Source organism: Streptomyces olivochromogenes (assembly GCF_001514115.1).
Lineage (GTDB): Bacteria > Actinomycetota > Actinomycetes > Streptomycetales > Streptomycetaceae > Streptomyces > Streptomyces olivochromogenes.
This window is the reverse complement of sequence record NZ_KQ948455.1, coordinates 513861-530174: the sequence shown is the minus strand read 5'-3', so window position 1 is coordinate 530174 and position 16314 is coordinate 513861. Positions and strand designations below refer to the sequence as shown.

15 protein-coding genes and 1 pseudogene are annotated in these 16314 nt (G+C 69.6%); 7 read left to right on the top strand and 9 right to left on the bottom strand.

Features of this window, described 5'->3' with window-relative positions:
- Positions 1 to 204 precede the first annotated feature (204 nt).
- Positions 205 to 876 (top strand): endonuclease NucS, encoded by a 672-nt coding sequence (gene nucS / locus AQJ27_RS17480; protein ID WP_060901300.1) that lies wholly within the window; start codon positions 205 to 207, stop codon positions 874 to 876.
- Positions 877 to 972: 96 nt separating this feature from the next.
- Here nucS and AQJ27_RS17475 read toward each other — a convergent pair whose 3' ends face one another.
- From AQJ27_RS17475 to AQJ27_RS17460, 4 genes are all read right to left on the bottom strand, one after another.
- On the bottom strand, positions 973 to 3543 hold the full coding sequence (locus AQJ27_RS17475) for an ATP-binding protein (protein WP_067369064.1): 2571 nt from the start codon (positions 3541 to 3543) through the stop codon (positions 973 to 975).
- 270 nt (positions 3544 to 3813) lie between these two features.
- A complete protein-coding gene (locus AQJ27_RS17470) occupies positions 3814 to 4137 on the bottom strand; it encodes an STAS domain-containing protein (RefSeq protein ID WP_030596935.1) in 324 nt (107 codons plus the stop codon).
- A 207-nt stretch (positions 4138 to 4344) separates the two neighbouring features.
- Complete coding sequence (locus AQJ27_RS17465; RefSeq protein ID WP_054233213.1) at positions 4345 to 5193, bottom strand: 3-hydroxyacyl-CoA dehydrogenase family protein; 849 nt, start codon at positions 5191 to 5193, stop codon at positions 4345 to 4347.
- A 125-nt stretch (positions 5194 to 5318) separates the two neighbouring features.
- Entirely contained in the window at positions 5319 to 5960 is a 642-nt protein-coding gene (locus AQJ27_RS17460) for a TetR/AcrR family transcriptional regulator (RefSeq protein WP_067369061.1), read from the bottom strand.
- A 211-nt stretch (positions 5961 to 6171) separates the two neighbouring features.
- On the opposite strand from AQJ27_RS17460, the pseudogene AQJ27_RS17455 reads away from it, so the two are divergent.
- The 3 genes and pseudogenes from AQJ27_RS17455 to AQJ27_RS17445 form a co-directional block, all read left to right on the top strand.
- Positions 6172 to 6873: pseudogene (locus AQJ27_RS17455) on the top strand (ABC transporter ATP-binding protein); the annotation flags it as partial.
- A gap of 22 nt (positions 6874 to 6895) precedes the next feature.
- Positions 6896 to 7645, top strand: coding sequence for an ABC transporter permease (locus AQJ27_RS17450; protein ID WP_067369056.1), 750 nt, complete (start codon positions 6896 to 6898; stop codon positions 7643 to 7645).
- Between the two features lie 13 nt (positions 7646 to 7658).
- Positions 7659 to 8231, top strand: coding sequence for a cob(I)yrinic acid a,c-diamide adenosyltransferase (locus AQJ27_RS17445; protein ID WP_067369052.1), 573 nt, complete (start codon positions 7659 to 7661; stop codon positions 8229 to 8231).
- On the opposite strand, the gene AQJ27_RS17440 is transcribed toward AQJ27_RS17445, so the two are convergent.
- Entirely contained in the window at positions 8228 to 8782 is a 555-nt protein-coding gene (locus AQJ27_RS17440; RefSeq protein ID WP_067369049.1) for a hypothetical protein, read from the bottom strand. The genes AQJ27_RS17445 and AQJ27_RS17440 overlap by 4 nt on opposite strands.
- 164 nt (positions 8783 to 8946) lie before the next feature.
- Between AQJ27_RS17440 and AQJ27_RS17435 the strand changes: the two genes are divergently transcribed.
- From AQJ27_RS17435 to AQJ27_RS17425, 3 genes are all read left to right on the top strand, one after another.
- Complete coding sequence (locus AQJ27_RS17435; RefSeq protein WP_067369046.1) at positions 8947 to 10176, top strand: sensor histidine kinase; 1230 nt, start codon at positions 8947 to 8949, stop codon at positions 10174 to 10176.
- Positions 10173 to 10814, top strand: a complete 642-nt coding sequence (locus tag AQJ27_RS17430; protein ID WP_067369044.1) for a response regulator — start codon at positions 10173 to 10175, stop codon at positions 10812 to 10814. Before AQJ27_RS17435 ends, AQJ27_RS17430 begins: the two co-directional genes overlap by 4 nt.
- A gap of 109 nt (positions 10815 to 10923) precedes the next feature.
- Positions 10924 to 12762, top strand: coding sequence for a glycoside hydrolase family 18 chitinase (locus AQJ27_RS17425; RefSeq protein ID WP_067369040.1), 1839 nt, complete (start codon positions 10924 to 10926; stop codon positions 12760 to 12762).
- 71 nt (positions 12763 to 12833) lie between these two features.
- Here the strand turns inward: AQJ27_RS17425 and AQJ27_RS17420 are convergent, their stop codons facing one another.
- From AQJ27_RS17420 to AQJ27_RS17405, 4 genes are all read right to left on the bottom strand, one after another.
- Complete coding sequence (locus AQJ27_RS17420; RefSeq protein ID WP_054233219.1) at positions 12834 to 13280, bottom strand: DUF2550 domain-containing protein; 447 nt, start codon at positions 13278 to 13280, stop codon at positions 12834 to 12836.
- Positions 13281 to 13409: 129 nt separating this feature from the next.
- Positions 13410 to 13784, bottom strand: a complete 375-nt coding sequence (locus AQJ27_RS17415) for a F0F1 ATP synthase subunit epsilon (RefSeq protein ID WP_067369037.1) — start codon at positions 13782 to 13784, stop codon at positions 13410 to 13412.
- A 163-nt stretch (positions 13785 to 13947) separates the two neighbouring features.
- Positions 13948 to 15384 (bottom strand): F0F1 ATP synthase subunit beta, encoded by a 1437-nt coding sequence (gene atpD, locus AQJ27_RS17410; protein ID WP_054233221.1) that lies wholly within the window; start codon positions 15382 to 15384, stop codon positions 13948 to 13950.
- Positions 15384 to 16298, bottom strand: coding sequence for a F0F1 ATP synthase subunit gamma (locus AQJ27_RS17405; RefSeq protein WP_067369031.1), 915 nt, complete (start codon positions 16296 to 16298; stop codon positions 15384 to 15386). The genes atpD and AQJ27_RS17405 overlap by 1 nt, the downstream gene beginning before the upstream one ends.
- Positions 16299 to 16314 lie beyond the last annotated feature (16 nt).

Sequence of the window (16314 nt, the reverse complement as noted above, 5' to 3'; positions counted from 1 at the left end):
ACAGGTAAGGGACATTCGCGATGTCGAACACTCTGAGTACACGCATCGCGACCTCCCGTTTATACGGTAAGCAACGTACGGTGACGGCACCAGGAGAATGCGCACATAGCGAACTCCCAGTAGGCCCACAATCAGCCACGACCGAACAGGCGTCTTCCAGGGCGAATCGCGTGGACCTCTGCCCGTCGAGTAGCGTTGCGGACCATGCGTCTCGTCATTGCCCGCTGCTCCGTTGACTACGCGGGCCGGCTCACCGCCCATCTCCCGTCGGCCCCCCGTCTCATCCTGGTGAAGGCGGACGGCAGCGTCTCGATCCACGCTGACGACCGGGCCTACAAGCCCCTCAACTGGATGTCGCCGCCCTGCACCCTGAAGGAGGGCTCCGGCGACGAGGAGGGCGTCTGGACCGTCATCAACAAGGCGGGCGAGAAGCTCATCATCACGATGGAGGAAGTCCTCCACGACTCCTCGCACGAACTCGGCGTGGACCCCGGCCTGATCAAGGACGGCGTGGAAGCGCACCTCCAGGAGCTCCTCGCCGACCGCATCGAAACGCTCGGCGAGGGCTACACGCTCATCCGCCGTGAGTACATGACGGCCATCGGCCCCGTCGACATCCTGTGCCGCGACGGCGAGGGCCAGACCGTGGCCATCGAGATCAAGCGCCGCGGCGAGATCGACGGTGTGGAGCAGCTCACCCGCTACCTGGAGCTGCTCAACCGCGACCCGCACCTCGCGCCGGTCCGTGGCGTCTTCGCCGCCCAGGAGATCAAGCCGCAGGCGCGCGTCCTCGCCACGGACCGCGGCATCGGCTGCACGGTCCTGGACTACGACGCGCTGCGGGGCATCGAGGACGACAAGCTGCGGTTGTTCTGATTCGAACGACTTTGACTCAATCGGTCATGTAGTTCAGCGGTCAGAAGTGAGGGCCGGGTCCGATGTCGGACCCGGCCCTCACTTCTGTCGTGGTGCTCAGATCACCGAGCCGCCGGATGAACCGGCCGCGCTGCTGCTCGCCGGACCACTCACAGAACTGCTTTGCGGAGCGCTGGCAGTGGTGCTCGCGGGGACGCTGGAGGCGGGGCCGCTGGCGGAGGTGGTGGTGGACGGCGGCGTGGTCGGAGTGGTGGTGGGCGCGGAGGTCGATGTCGACGGCGAGGGATCCGTCGGGCTCACCGACGACGAAGGACTCGTCGGCGGCTTCGAGGTCGACGACGACGACGGCTTGGTCGTCGGCGACTTGGACGGCGACTTGGACGGCGACGTCGACGTACCCCCGCTCCCCTTCGTCCCGCTCGGGCTGTCCGAAGGCCGCTCGCTCGTGCTCGCCGGCGGGGTCGGGTCGTCCGAGGTCCCGTACGTGCCGTCGGGGCCCGGGTCCGTCGGCGTGGTCACCACGCCCGCGTCGTTGCCTCCCCCGCCACCCTTCTTCGCCTTGTCGGCGCCGAGGCTGTCGTCCTGGCCGCCCTGGCTGGCCGAGGGGTTGACCCCGACCTTCTCGGACGGGTTGTCGGTGTTGTTGTTCGAGGTCGCGCCGAGCGTCACCACGGTGCCGAGCACCGCGACGAGCAGCGCGCCCGCGCCCGCGGCCACCAGGTTGCGCCGGGTGCCGGCCACCAGACGACTGCCCACGCCCACGCCCACGCGCTTCGACGCCGGACCCGGTTCGGCCCGGTTGGTGACCAGCGTCGAGGGCTCCCCGACCGGAGCGGAGAGCACGAACGCGGCCGGTACGCCGCCGGGCGGCGATGCCGATTCCTCGTGCCGCGCGTCGGGCACCTCCTCGCCCGCCGCCGTGCGCCCGCCGGGCAGTACGGCCCCGGAGCGGTCGGCGACCAGCGCGAGGGCCCGGCGGCCCGCGACGGTGCCACGCTTGTCGGCGAGGGCAGCGCGCAGCCCGATGGAGGACTCCAGCTCGGCGCGGGCCCGGTCCAGCTGACCGCCACAGAGCGCGAGGATGCCCAACTCGTGGTGGAAGTAGGCCTGTTCGCCGACCTCACCGGCGAGCCGGGAGGCCTCCGCGCCGGAGCGCAGCGCGCGCTCCCAGGCGTTCCAGTTCAGTCCCGCGGCGAAGGCGGGCGAGGCCGTGCGGGCCAGCTGCACGGCGACGCTCTCGTCCTGCTCGTCGGCCGGGGCCGTGGTGAGCGGAACCAGGAGGGTGAGGGCGGCGAGCACGGCGTCGGCCTCGGCACAGACCCGTTCCGGGGTGACCGAGGGGTGGCCGGCCCACCAGGTGTAGTGCTGGGCCGCGGTGCGGGCCTGCTCCTCCAGCCCGTCGGCGTATCCGGCGGCCTCCAGCTGGGCCTGCACACCGGCGGCGAGCCGGTAGCGGGAGCCGACCGGGGAGACCAGCGCGCAGCCCGCAAGTTCGGCGAGCGCGGCGTCGGCGTGGGTGTCGTCCACGAGGGCGGGCAGATGCGTCTGGTGCGGCACCTCACCGCCGAGGGCGATGGCGAAGCGCAGGGTGGCGCGGGCCGATCCGCTCAGCCGGGAGGCGAGCAGCGCGGCGGGCGCGGCCCCCTCGGCGAGCGAGGGCAGCGGTACGTCGTGGCCGTCGGCCGCCTCGAAGGGCGCGTCGACCGGCAGGTCGACCGGGGCGTCCTGGAAGACGCCGAAGTCGTCGAAGGCGTTCTCCTTGGCCTGCAACTGGTCGCGCTGTCGCAGCAGGGCGCCGGCCTGCATGAAGCGCAGCGGCAGACCCTCGGACTCGAACCAGAGGTCGCCCGCCCAGTTCGCCTCCTCCTCGGTCAGCACACGTCCGACCGTCCGCTCCAGGAGCTCGAGGCCGCCACTGCGGTCGAGTCCGCCGAGGAAGACCTCTTCGAGGAGGGAGTCGGCGGAGGGCGCGGGGACGTCGGGGGTCGCGGCGATGGCGAAGGCGCACTCGGGGGTGGCGTCGAGGAGTTCGTCGAGCGCGGTGCCGCCGATCTCCACGTCGTCGAGGACGACGACCGCGCCGATCCCGTGGACGAGTTCGAGCAGTTCGTCCCGTTCGGGACGGTGGAGGGGCGCGTTGTATACGGCGGCGAACAGGTCGTACAGCAGGTCGGTCGCCGTGCGCCGGTATCCGGAGAGGCGGACGACGCCGTCGGGGGCGAGGTCCGCGCAGTCGTCGGCGACGGCGTCGAGCAGGCTGGTGCGGCCGGAGCCGGCGGGGCCGGTGAGGCGTACGGAACGCCCGCGCGCCAGCAGGCGGACGAGCCGCTCGCGCTCCTCCTGGCGCTCCAGGAGCGGCAGTCGGGGCTGGGCGGGGCCCGGCGGTACGGGTGGCAGGGCGGCGCGGGCCAGGTCGGCACGCTCGGCGGCGCTGAACTTCGTGGGCCGTTGCGGTCGCTCTCCCGGCGGGCAGGCCTCTATCTCGCTGCCGTCGACGGGATTGACCGTGAGCAGGAAGTCGCCCGAGACGAGCTGGACGGTACGGGCGAGTGCGGGTGTGTGCTGGCCGAGGTCGGCGGTGAGCGCATCACGCGGCGGGCGCGAGCGAGGCGCCTGGCCGTCGTCGTCATGGCCGTACTCTTCGGGTCCCCGGTTGTTCGGGTCCATGTTCCAAGCCCCCCAAAAGCGTCGTGTGCGGATCTTGTCGCCGGGAGTCCGGTGACAAGGACCCAGGCCCCTCCCGGCCTTGCTGCACACCGCGCTGTCGCTTCTGGTCCGGTGCCCGCTCGTAGGGTTTCGGGTGGCGGGCAGCCGAACCCTAAACCTTCGCACAGTATCTCCGACAGGCCGGGGTACCGCGCCGTCCGAGACGTCACAGTCTCGTGAGGATTGTGCGCGAGGTGCCTTTCGTGCGCCGCTCAGGAGGCGCACGCCGGGTCACACCCGGGGCAGTGACTCGACTCCGATGCCGCCCTCGATCGCGAGGATCCGGTGCAGCCGGGTGGCCACCAGCAGGCGCTGCATCTGTGGTGGGACGCGGCGCAGCACGAGCCGTCGGCCGCACCGCCCGGCCCTTCGGTGGGCCCCCATGATGACACCGAGGCCGGTGGCGTCCCAGGAGTCCAGCTCGGACAGGTCCAGCACCAGGTCGCCGACTCCGTCGTCGACGGCCGAGTGCAGGACCGTACGGGCGTCCGCCGCGCTGCGTACGTCGAGGCGGCCCCCGACGACCAGCTCGGCGTGGTCGCCCCTGATGTACATATGCGCTCCCCGAGAGTGCGTCTCGTACTCTGCGTCAGTCCCTCTGCGTCAGCGTCGGTCCGCGTTTTGCGTGTGCACCGTCTGACTGACTTGAGGCCGCAGAGGTTGCCGTCTGTAAGCGAACCGATACCGAATTCACCTCATGGGGTGACACCCCAGAGGCACGTGCGGTTTCCGTGACGGGTGATGCTGGATCACTCGCTTGATTCAGTGCTTGTAGAAGCCCTGCCCGCTCTTGCGCCCGATGTCACCGGCGTCAACCATCCGGCGCATCAGCTCCGGCGGGGCGAACTTCTCGTCCTGGGTCTCGGTGTAGATGTTGCCGGTGGCGTGCAGGAGGATGTCGACGCCTGTGAGGTCGGCCGTGGCGAGCGGGCCCATGGCGTGGCCGAAGCCCAGTTTGCAGGCGAGGTCGATGTCCTCGGCGGTGGCCACGCCGGACTCGTACAGCTTGGTCGCCTCGACGACGAGCGCCGAGATGAGACGGGTCGTCACGAAGCCGGCCACGTCACGGTTGACGACGATGCAGGTCTTGCCGACGGACTCGGCGAACTCCCGTGCGGTGGCGAGGGTTTCGTCGCTCGTCTTGTAGCCGCGCACCAGTTCGCACAGCTGCATCATCGGCACGGGCGAGAAGAAGTGGACGCCGACGACCCGTTCCGGGCGCTCGGTGGCCGCGGCGATCTTGGTGATCGGGATGGCGGAGGTGTTCGAGGCGAGCACGGTGTCGTCCCGCACGATCTTGTCGAGCGCGCGGAAGATGTCGTGCTTGACCTCGAGCTTCTCGAAGACGGCCTCGACGACGATGTCCGCGTCCGCGGCGGCGTCGAGATCGGTGGTCGCGGTGATCCGGCCGAGCGCGGCGTCGGCGTCGTGCGCCTCCAGCCTGCCCTTGCTCACGAACTTGTCGTAGGAGGCCTTGATGCCGTCGATGCCTCGCGTGAGCGCCTCGTCGGTGACATCCCGCAGAACGACGTCCCAGCCCGCCTGCGCGGACACCTGAGCGATACCGGACCCCATGAGCCCGGCTCCGATGACGGCGAGCTTCCCTGCCACTGTGCGACTCCCCTGACGCGCTGTATATGTCTGCTTCTCGGGCGGACACTAGCGCTCGTGAGGGCCTGTGTGACCGGTAAGTAATGCGCGTCACGTCTCATCTGACGGACATCACACCGGATGGCTCACCCCTCGTCGCGGACCGCGTAGTTGAGCACCTTCTCGCTCAACAGTTCCTCCATGTCGTCGAGGAGAAGAAGTACCTCACGTGACACTTCGTCCGGATTGCGGCCGGCCATCATCTCCCGCCCGATGACGGCCATGACCGTCTGGTGGACCCAGTTGATCTGTCCCGCGATCAGACCGGGCAGCGGGTCGTCGGCGGACGCGCCGGTCTCCTCGCGCAGCGCCTCCTCCAGGTTGTCGAGCACCTCCTGACCGATCGCCCACAGCCGTGAGCGGAGCGCGGGAGCCTCGTGGATGACCCGCATGAAGCGCGCGTATCCGACCATCAGGCCGACCCGGGGCGAGACCGCCGCGACCTCGTCACGCAGTTCGCGCAGCACGGCGACGGCGGCCGACTCCCCCTTCTCCCGGCCGCGTACCCAGCGGGCGAGCCGGTCGACGACGCCCTGGGAGCGGTCGAGGAAGAGGTCCTCCTTGGTCGGGAAGTAGTTATAGACGGTGTTGACGGAAACGTCCGCCGCGTCCGCGACCTCCGCGACCGTCACCGCGTCGAAGCCGCGCTCCAGGAACAGACCGGTGGCGACATCCGAGATGTACTGCCGGGTCTGCCGCTTCTTCCGCTCCCTGAGCCCTTCAGCCATGTCCGCATCGTAGCTTCGCTGGAGCCGATGAAACCTTGGTGGCATGGAAAATTTGGAGACAGCGAGATCTTGGAGACAGAGAATTCTTGGTGTCATTGCAAATTTTCAGGGACTCTGTTTCTCTGGGCGCATGGCAATCATCAGTACGGCCGGTCTGGCGCGTACCTTCCGGACGAAGCGCGGCCTCGTGGAGGCCGTCCGCTGCATCGACCTCACCGTGCGGCCCGGCGAGATCCTCGGCTTCCTCGGCCCGAACGGCGCGGGCAAGACGACCACGCTGCGCATGCTCACCACACTGCTGAAGCCCACCGGCGGCGCGGCCACCGTCGCGGGCTGCGATCTGGCCACCGACCCGGCCGGGGTGCGCCGCGCCAGCGGTTATGTGGCGCAGTCGGGAGGCGTCGACCCGCACGTGAGCGTGCGGGAGGAACTGGTCACCCAGGGGCGGCTGTACCGTCTGCCGAGGGCTCAGGCGCAGGAACGGGCCGAGGAGTTGGCGCACGACCTCGGCCTGACCGGGCTGCTCGACCGCAGGACGGCCGCGCTCTCCGGCGGGCAGCGCCGCCGCCTGGACATCGCGATGGCGCTCACGCACCGCCCGCGGGTGCTGTTCCTGGACGAGCCGACGACCGGCCTGGATCCGGCCAGCCGCGCGGACCTGTGGGACCTGGTCCGACGGCTGCGTGACGAGCACGGCACCACGGTCTTCCTGACCACGCACTACCTCGACGAGGCGGACGCCCTCTCCGACCGGCTCGTGGTCGTCGACCGGGGAGTGGTCGTGGCCGACGGCACACCGAGCGCGCTGAAGCTGGCGCACGGCGGGGCGTCCGACGCGTCGCTCCAGGACACGTTCCTCGCGATCACCGGGCGCGGCCCGGCACCCACCGACTCCGCCCCCGTGGCCGTATAGGACGTAGAGGACCCAGGAACCGATGCTTCTCCACGACACCGCGCTGATCTTCGGGCGCTACGCCCGCCAGACCCTCCGCTCCCGCTTCGCGATGCTCTTCGGCGTCCTGATGCCGCTGCTGTACCTGCTCTTCTTCGGCCCGCTCCTGACCGGCCTGCCGCTCCGCTCGCGGGGCAGCTCCTGGCAGGTCCTGGTCCCCGGCCTGCTGCTCCAACTCGGGCTGTTCGGAGCTGCGTTCGCCGGTTTCACCATCATCATCGAGAAGAGCCAGGGGATCGTGGAACGGATGCGGGTCACCCCCGTGAGCCGGCTCGCGCTGCTGCTCGGCAGGGTCCTGCGCGACGCCGCCGTCTTCGTCTTCCAGGCGGTGCTGCTGGTCCTGGCGGCACTGGCGATGGGGCTGCGCGCGCCACTCGCCGGCATCCTGATCGGCTTCGCGTTCGTTGCCCTGCTCACCCTCTCCCTCGCCTCCCTCTCCTACGCCCTGGCCATGAACGTCCGCACCCCGCAGGAGTTCGGCCCCGCCATCAACGCCCTGACGATGCCGGCCATGCTGCTGTCCGGCCTGATGCTCCCGATGACACTGGCTCCCGGCTGGCTGGACGTGCTCTCGCACTTCATGCCGTTCCGCTATCTGGTGGACGCGGTGCGGGACGCGTACGTGGGCTCGTATGCCACGGCCCACATGTTGTACGGCGTCCTGGTCGCCCTCGGCTTCGCGACGCTCTCCGTGACGGTGGGCACACGTGTCTTCCGGAAGGCCGGAGCATAACTACGCTGGCCCCATGGTCAATCTGACGCGCATCTACACCAGGACCGGCGACCAGGGCACCACCGCTCTCGGGGACATGAGCCGGGTCGCCAAGACCGATCCCCGGATCTCGGCCTACGCGGACGCCAACGAGGCGAACGCGGTCCTCGGGACGGCGATCGCACTGGGCGGCCTCGACGAGGAGGTCGTCGCGGTCCTCACCCGGGTGCAGAACGACCTCTTCGACGTCGGCGCGGACCTGTCGACCCCGGTGGTCGAGGACCCGAAGTTCCCGCCCCTGCGCGTCGAGCAGTTCTACATCGACAAGCTGGAGGCGGACTGCGACCGCTTCAACGACGAGCTGGAGAAGCTGCGCTCCTTCATCCTGCCCGGCGGCACCCCGGGCGCGGCACTGCTGCACCAGGCGTGCACGGTCGTACGACGGGCCGAGCGCTCGACGTGGGCGGCGCTGGAGGTCCACGGCGACATCATGAACCCGCTGACCGCCACCTATCTGAACCGGCTCTCCGACCTGCTCTTCATCCTCGCCCGCACCGCGAACAAGGAGACCGGGGACGTGCTGTGGGTCCCTGGGGGCGAGCGTTAGCCGCCGGACCGGCCCCGGGTGACCGGGGCCCGTTTGGGCCGGAGCAGATACGTCAGGGCGATCAGGCCGTGGAGCCCCACCGCCCGTAGCGCCACCCACTGGAAGTCGCGCAGCGACGAGGTGTCGCCGACGCCCACGAACCAGATCGCGCCCTGGAGGAGGGCGCACGCGACGGTCGCCGCGAGGAGGGTGCGCAGCCACAGGCGGCCCTCGTGGGCGGCCCGGGGCAGGCCGAAGCGCGGGGGCTTCGGCGGGGGCGGGCCACCGGCCAGGTGGTGGGCGGCGTGGCCGTCCAACCAGCGGATGGTGTAGTGGCCGTACGCGACGGTGAAGCCGATGTAGAGCGCGGCCAGGCCGTGTTCCCAGCTCGGTTCGGCGCCGTTTCTGAGGTCGATCGCCGTCACCACGAAGAGCACCACCTCCAGCAGCGGCTCGCACAGCAGCAGGGCCACGCTCGTGCGGCGCAGCCCCAGCAGATAGCGGACGGCGAGGCCCGCGGCCAGCAGCACCCAGAATCCGGCCTCGCACGCGACGATCAACCCGACGATCACGGTTCGCTCCTCTCGGTCACCCCTCCAGGCTCGCGTCCGGGGCGGCTCGGATCGTCATCGGCGGTGACGAGGTCCCGGTACATCGAAAGATGCAGTTCCGGACCCTTCCCGGGCATCAGGCGGTCAGCCGGTGCGCCGTGTTGGATGGAGTCATGGATGGAGTCATGGCCGGGCGACTGCCCCGCCCCCACCGCGACGACGTGGGCATCGCGGTCGGCGGACTGCTCGGCGGGCTCTTCCTGTGGAGCGTCGGTCTCTACAGCCGCGCCCCGGACGATCCGATGTCCCGTGCGGACCAGGGCTGGGCCGTCCTGGTGCCGCTGGCCGTGACGGCCTGCTGCGAACTGCTGCGCCGGGCACGGCCGCGCACCGCCCTGCTCGTGGGCACCCTCGCGCTCGTCGCCGACCTGCTGACCCGCGGCAGCCTGGCCACGGTCGTGATGTTCACGGACCTGGTCTACGCGGCCGTCCTGTACGGCTCCCCCGGCGCGGCCCGCCGTATCCCCTGGATCACCGGGCTGATCACGGTGATCGCGACCGTGTGGCCGGTCGCGGCCTGGCACAAGCCGGAGGGGCTGCTGATCGGCGCCTTCACCGGCCTGGTGACGTTCACCCCCGCCGCCACCGGCTGGATCGTCCGCAACCACCGCGACACCGCCGTCGCCGAACGGCTGCGCGCCGAACAGACGACCCTGCTCGCCGAGATGGACCGCACCCACGCCGTCACCGCCGAACGAGCCCGGATGGCACGGGAGTTGCACGACATGGTGGCCAACCATCTCTCCGCGATCGCGATCCACTCCACGGCCGCGCTCTCCATCGACGACCCGAACACGTCCAAGGACGCGCTCACCGTCATCCGGGAGAACAGCGTCGAGGGGCTCGCCGAGATGCGTCGGCTGATCGGCATCCTGCGGGACGGCTCCGGCGAGCGCGAGCCGTCCGCCGCCCCCACCCTCGACGGACTCGGCGCCCTGGTGGCCGGCGCCCGCACCAACGGACTCGACGTCACGCTCACCACCGAGCACGGCAAGGTGCCCGCCCCGGTCGAACTCGCCGCGTACCGCATCGTCCAGGAGTCGCTGACCAACGCCCTCAAGCACGCGCCCGAGGGCCGTGTCACCGTGACGCTCACCCAGCGGGACGGCTCGCTGACCATCGCGGTGACCAGTCCGTACGGCGGTCCGAGCGGCCCCCGCGCCCCCGGTTCCGGCGCCGGTCTCGTGGGGATGCGGGAGCGGGCCGACCTGCTGGGCGGCAGCTTCGAGGCGGGGCCCGCGCCCTCCCCCCACAGCGGGAACATCAAGAACGGCAAGGGTGGGAAAGACGGCAAGGACGGCGAGATCTGGGCCGTACGCGCCACCCTGCCCCTCGTCCAAGGAGAACCCGAATGATCCGCGTGCTCGTCGCCGAGGACCAGTCCGCCGTACGGGCCGGGCTCGTCCTCATCCTGCGCAGCGCGCCCGACATCGAGGTGGTCGGCGAGGCCGCGGACGGCGAGCAGGCGGTCGCACTCGCCCGCGAACTCCGTCCGGACCTGGTCCTGATGGATGTGCAGATGCCCCGGCTCGACGGGGTGTCCGCCACCCGTCAGGTCGTCGCCGAGCGGCTCTCCGACGTGCTCGTGCTCACCACCTTCGACCTCGACGAGTACGTCTTCGGGGCGCTGCGCGCGGGCGCCGCCGGGTTTCTGCTGAAGAACACGGAGGCGAGGGACCTGCTGGTGGCGGTGCGGACGGTGGCGGGCGGCGAGGGGCTGATCGCCCCGGCCGTGACGCGTCGCCTGATCGCCGAGTTCGCCGCGAAGCCGGTACGGGAGCCGAGCGCCGACCCGGCGGCGCTCGACGCGCTGACGCGCCGGGAGCGGGAGGTGCTGTCCTGCCTGGGTGAGGGGCTCTCCAACGCGGAGATCGCGGGCCGGCTGGACATGGCGGAGGCGACGGTGAAGACCCACGTCAGCCGTCTGCTGGGGAAGCTGGAGCTGCGGAGCAGGGTCCAAGCGGCCGTGCTGGCCCAGGAGTTGGGAGTCTGACCCGCCTCACGGGTGCACTGGTCCAGACCTATTGACCTATGGTCCAGACCTTTCTATTCTCGCCGCACTGCGCTTAGCCATGCCCACGACACCCCCGAGGAGAGGCATCATGCGCTTCAGAACCAGAGTCCGACAGCGAACCGTGGCGGGACTCACCACCCTGCTGCTTCCGCTCGCCGCCCTCGTCGGGCTCGCGAGCCCCGCCTCGGCAGCCACCTCCGCCACCGCCACGTACACCAAGACGCAGGACTGGGGTACGGGCTTCGAAGGCAAGTGGACGGTCACCAACACCGGCACCACCAGCATCAGTTCCTGGACGATCGACTGGGACTTCCCCTCCGGCACGTCCGTCACCTCGGCCTGGGACGCCGACGTCACCTCTTCCGGCACCCACTGGACCGCCAAGAACAAGTCCTACAACGGCACCCTCGCCGCGGGCGCCTCCGTCTCCTTCGGCTTCAACGGCGCCGGCACCGGATCTCCGTCCAACTGCACGCTCAACGGCGGCAGTTGTGACGGCGGCACCACGGTCCCCGGCGACAACCCGCCAAGCGCGCCCGGCGCCCCCACCGCCTCCGCGATCACCGACACCTCGGTGAAGCTCTCCTGGAGCGCGGCCACCGACGACAAGGGCATCAAGAACTACGACGTCCTGCGCGGCGGCACCAAGGTCGCCACCGTGACCACGACCTCGTACACGGACACCGGTCTGACCGCCGGCACCGACTACTCGTACACCGTCCAGGCCCGTGACACCGCCGACCAGACCGGTCCGGTCAGCGGCGCGGTCGCGGTCCACACCACCGGTGGCACCACCACCCCGCCGCCCACCGGCAACGCCGTCAAGCTCGGCTACTTCACCGAGTGGGGCATCTACGGCCGCAACTACAACGTCAAGAACCTGGTGACGTCCGGCTCGGCCGCCAAGATCACGCACATCAACTACGCCTTCGGCAACGTCACCAACGGCCAGTGCGCCATCGGCGACTCCTACGCCGACTACGACAAGGCCTTCACCGCCGACCAGTCGGTCAGCGGCGTCGCCGACACCTGGGACCAGCCGCTGCGCGGCAACTTCAACCAGTTGCGCGAGCTGAAGGCCAAGTACCCGAACATCAAGATCCTCTGGTCCTTCGGCGGCTGGACCTGGTCCGGCGGCTTCGCACAGGCCGCCGCCAACCCGGCCGCCTTCGCGCAGTCCTGCTACAACCTGGTCGAGGACCCGCGCTGGGCCGACGTCTTCGACGGCATCGACATCGACTGGGAGTACCCGAACGCCTGCGGTCTGTCCTGCGACACCAGCGGCGCCGCGGCCTACAAGAACCTGATGCAGGCCCTGCGTGCCAAGTTCGGCACGGGCAACCTGGTCACCGCGGCCACCACCGCCGACGGCACCTCCGGCGGCAAGATCGACGCCGCCGACTACGCGGGCGCCTCGCAGTACGTCGACTGGTACAACGTGATGTCGTACGACTTCTTCGGCGCGTTCAACGCACAGGGCCCGACCGCCCCGCACTCCCCGCTCACCTCCTACAGCGGCATCCCGACGCCCGGCTTCACCACGGCCGACGCGATCGCCAAGTTCAAGGCGAAGGGCGTGCCCGCGAGCAAGCTGCTGATCGGCATCGGCTTCTACGGCCGCGGCTGGACCGGCGTCACCCAGGACGCGCCGGGCGGCACGGCCACGGGTCCGGCGCCGGGAACGTACGAGCAGGGCATCGAGGACTACAAGGTGCTGAAGACGTCCTGCCCGGCCACCGGCACGATCGCCGGGACGGCGTACGCGCACTGCGGCAGCAACTGGTGGTCCTACGACACCCCGGCGACCATCGGCACGAAGATGGCCTGGGCCAAGAGCCAGGGCCTGGGCGGTGCGTTCTTCTGGGAGTTCAGCGGAGACACCAGCAACGGCGAACTGGTGAGCGCCCTCACCGGCGGGCTCGGATAGCCGCCAAGCAACGTTGACGCTCCCCCGGACTTCGTCCGGGGGACCCCCACCCGGCGAGTGAATGGGGCCTTTCAGGCCACATTCACTCGCTGTCCGGGCGGGGCCGCCTCCAGCCACGCGAGGAAACCGGTCAGCGCGTCCTCGCTCATCGCCAGTTCCAGGCGGGTGCCCCGGTGCACACAGGCCAGGATGATCGCGTCGGACAGCAGAGCGAGCTCCTCCTCGCCGTCCGGGGTGCGGCGGCCGGCCACCTCGATCGCCGAGCGTTCCAGGACGCGGCGCGGGCGCGGGGAGTACGAGAAGACGCGGTACCACTCGATGCGGTCGCCGTTGTAGCGGGCGACGCCGTAGCCCCAGCCTTTTCCGTTGGGGTCGCTCTTCTCCGGGACGTCCCAGCGCAGGCTGCAGTCGAAGGTGCCTCCCGAGCGCTGGATCAGCCGGCGGCGGAGGCCGAAGACGAACAGCCCCACCACCACGAGCGCCACTACCAATCCGCACACAGTCAGAGCGAGGACCATCGACACCGACCTCCTCGTCTCCTAGGTAACGGAAAAGAAAAAACCTCCGCATTTGCCTCAGCCGCGGCGGGGTCCGGAGTCATCCGGTCCCCGCCGCGGCTGAGGCAAAGCATCACACAGCGCGGCGACTCAGCGCGCCGACACCGCCCGCAGACGGACGTCCGCGCGGCGCTCGGCGGAGGCATCGCCCTCCGCCTTCGCGCGCTCGAGCTCCCGCTCCACGCGCTGGACGTCGATCTCGTCCGACAGCTCGGCGATCTCGGCCAGCAGTGACAGCTTGTTGTCGGCGAACGAGACGAAACCGCCGTGCACCGCGGCGACGACCGTTCCACCATCACTCGTACGGATGGTCACCGGGCCCGACTCCAGCACACCGAGCAGCGGCTGGTGACCGGGCATGACGCCGATGTCGCCGGACGTGGTACGCGCGACGACCAGGGTGGCCTCGCCGGACCAGACACTGCGGTCCGCGGCGACGAGCTCGACGTGCAGCTCAGCAGCCAAGGTGGGCTCCTCGGGTCACCACCCGGCATGGCTGCCGGGTGTTGGGTCAAAGTCTAATGGGCGTACGGAGGGGGACGGGACGCGCCCCGCGAGGTGCGGTCCCGTCCCCCTCCTTCACGAACACGAGTTCCTCAGGAACCGGAGTCCCTCAGGTACGCGAGATTCAGGAGACGCCGAGCTCCTTGGCGTTGGCCTTGAGGTCCTCAATGCCACCGCACAGGAAGAACGCCTGCTCCGGGAAGTGGTCGTACTCACCGTCGATGATCGCGTTGAAGGCCGCGATCGACTCGTCCAGCGGGACGTCCGACCCGTCGACGCCGGTGAACTGCTTGGCGACGTGGGTGTTCTGGGACAGGAAGCGCTCCACGCGACGGGCGCGGTGGACAGTGAGCTTGTCCTCCTCGCCGAGCTCGTCGATACCGAGGATCGCGATGATGTCCTGGAGGTCCTTGTACTTCTGCAGGACCGACTTGACCCGCATCGCGGCAGCGTAGTGATCCGCCGCGATGTAGCGCGGGTCCAGGATGCGGGACGTGGAGTCCAGCGGGTCCACGGCCGGGTAGATGCCCTTCTCGGAGATCGGACGGGACAGCACCGTCGTCGCGTCGAGGTGGGCGAACGTGGTGGCCGGGGCCGGGTCGGTCAGGTCGTCCGCGGGGACGTAGATCGCCTGCATCGAGGTGATCGAGTGACCACGGGTCGAGGTGATGCGCTCCTGGAGGAGACCCATCTCGTCGGCCAGGTTCGGCTGGTAGCCCACCGCGGAGGGCATACGGCCGAGCAGGGTCGAGACCTCGGAACCGGCCTGCGTGAAGCGGAAGATGTTGTCGATGAAGAACAGCACGTCCTGGTTCTGGACGTCACGGAAGTACTCCGCCATCGTCAGACCCGCCAGGGCCACGCGCAGACGGGTGCCCGGGGGCTCGTCCATCTGACCGAAGACAAGCGCCGTCTTGTCGATGACGCCCGAGTCCGACATCTCCTCGATGAGGTCGTTGCCCTCACGGGTGCGCTCACCGACACCGGCGAACACGGAGACACCGTCGTGGTTGTTGGCGACGCGGTAGATCATCTCCTGGATGAGCACCGTCTTGCCGACACCGGCACCACCGAACAGACCGATCTTTCCACCCTTGACGTACGGGGTGAGAAGGTCGATGACCTTGACGCCGGTCTCGAACATCTCGGTCTTCGACTCGAGTTCGTCGAAGCGCGGGGCCTTGCGGTGGATGGACCAGCGCTCGCCCTCGTACTTCTCGTCGGAGTTCAGCACCTCACCGAGGGTGTTGAACACCTTGCCCTTGGTGAAGTCACCGACCGGGACGGTGATGCCCGTGCCGGTGTCGGTGACCGCGGCCTGGCGGACCAGACCGTCGGTGGGCTGCATGGAGATCGTGCGGACCAGGCCGTCACCCAGGTGCTGGGCGACTTCCAGGGTCAGCGTCTTCTTCTCGCCGGCGTTGGCCGGGTCGGCCACCTCGACGTGAAGGGCGTTGTAGATGTCCGGCATCGCGTCGACGGGGAACTCCACGTCGACGACCGGGCCGATGACCCGGGCGACGCGGCCCGTGGCAACGGCCGTCTCAGAAGTCGTCGTCATTACTTGTCACTCCCCGCGGTCGCGTCGGCAAGGGCTGCGGAGCCACCGACGATCTCGCTGATTTCCTGGGTGATTTCGGCCTGGCGGGCCGCATTGGCAAGACGGGAGAGCGTGGTGATCAGGTCTCCCGCGTTGTCGGTCGCCGACTTCATCGCGCGGCGGGTGGCGGCGTGCTTGGAGGCAGCCGACTGGAGCAGCGCGTTGTAGATACGGCTCTCGACGTACCGGGGCAGCAGGGCGTCGAGGACGTCCTCCGCCGACGGCTCGAACTCGTACAGCGGAAGGATCTCGCCCTTGGGCGCCTCTTCCGCGACCTCTTCGAGGCGCAGTGGCAGCAGGCGGCCGTCGACCGCGTTCTGCGTCATCATCGAGACGAACTCGGTGTAGACGATGTGGAGTTCATCCACGCCGCCGTCCTCCGTCGCCGTTTCGATGGCCTCGATGAGCGGCGCCGCGACCTTCTTGGCGTCCGCGTAGGTGGGCTCGTCGGTGAAACCCGACCACGACTCCACGACCTTGCGCTCGCGGAAGTTGTAGTGGGCCAGACCGCGGCGGCCGACGATGTACGTGTCGACCTCCTTGCCCTCCGCCTCAAGACGGGCGGTCAACAGCTCCGCCGCCTTGATGGCGTTGGAGTTGAAGGCGCCGGCCAGTCCGCGGTCGCTCGTGAGGAGCAGCACCGCGGAACGGGTCGCCGACTCCGCCTCCGTGGTCAGCGGGTGCTTGGTGTTCGAGCCGGTGCCGACCGCCGTGACCGCGCGGGTGAGCTCGGTCGCGTACGGCGCGGAGGCCGCCACCTTGCGCTGCGCCTTGACGACACGCGAGGCGGCGATCATCTCCATCGCCTTGGTGATCTTCTTGGTCGCGGTGACGGATCGGATGCGACGCTTGTAGACCCGGAGCTGGGCTCCCATGAGTCAGGTCCCTTCC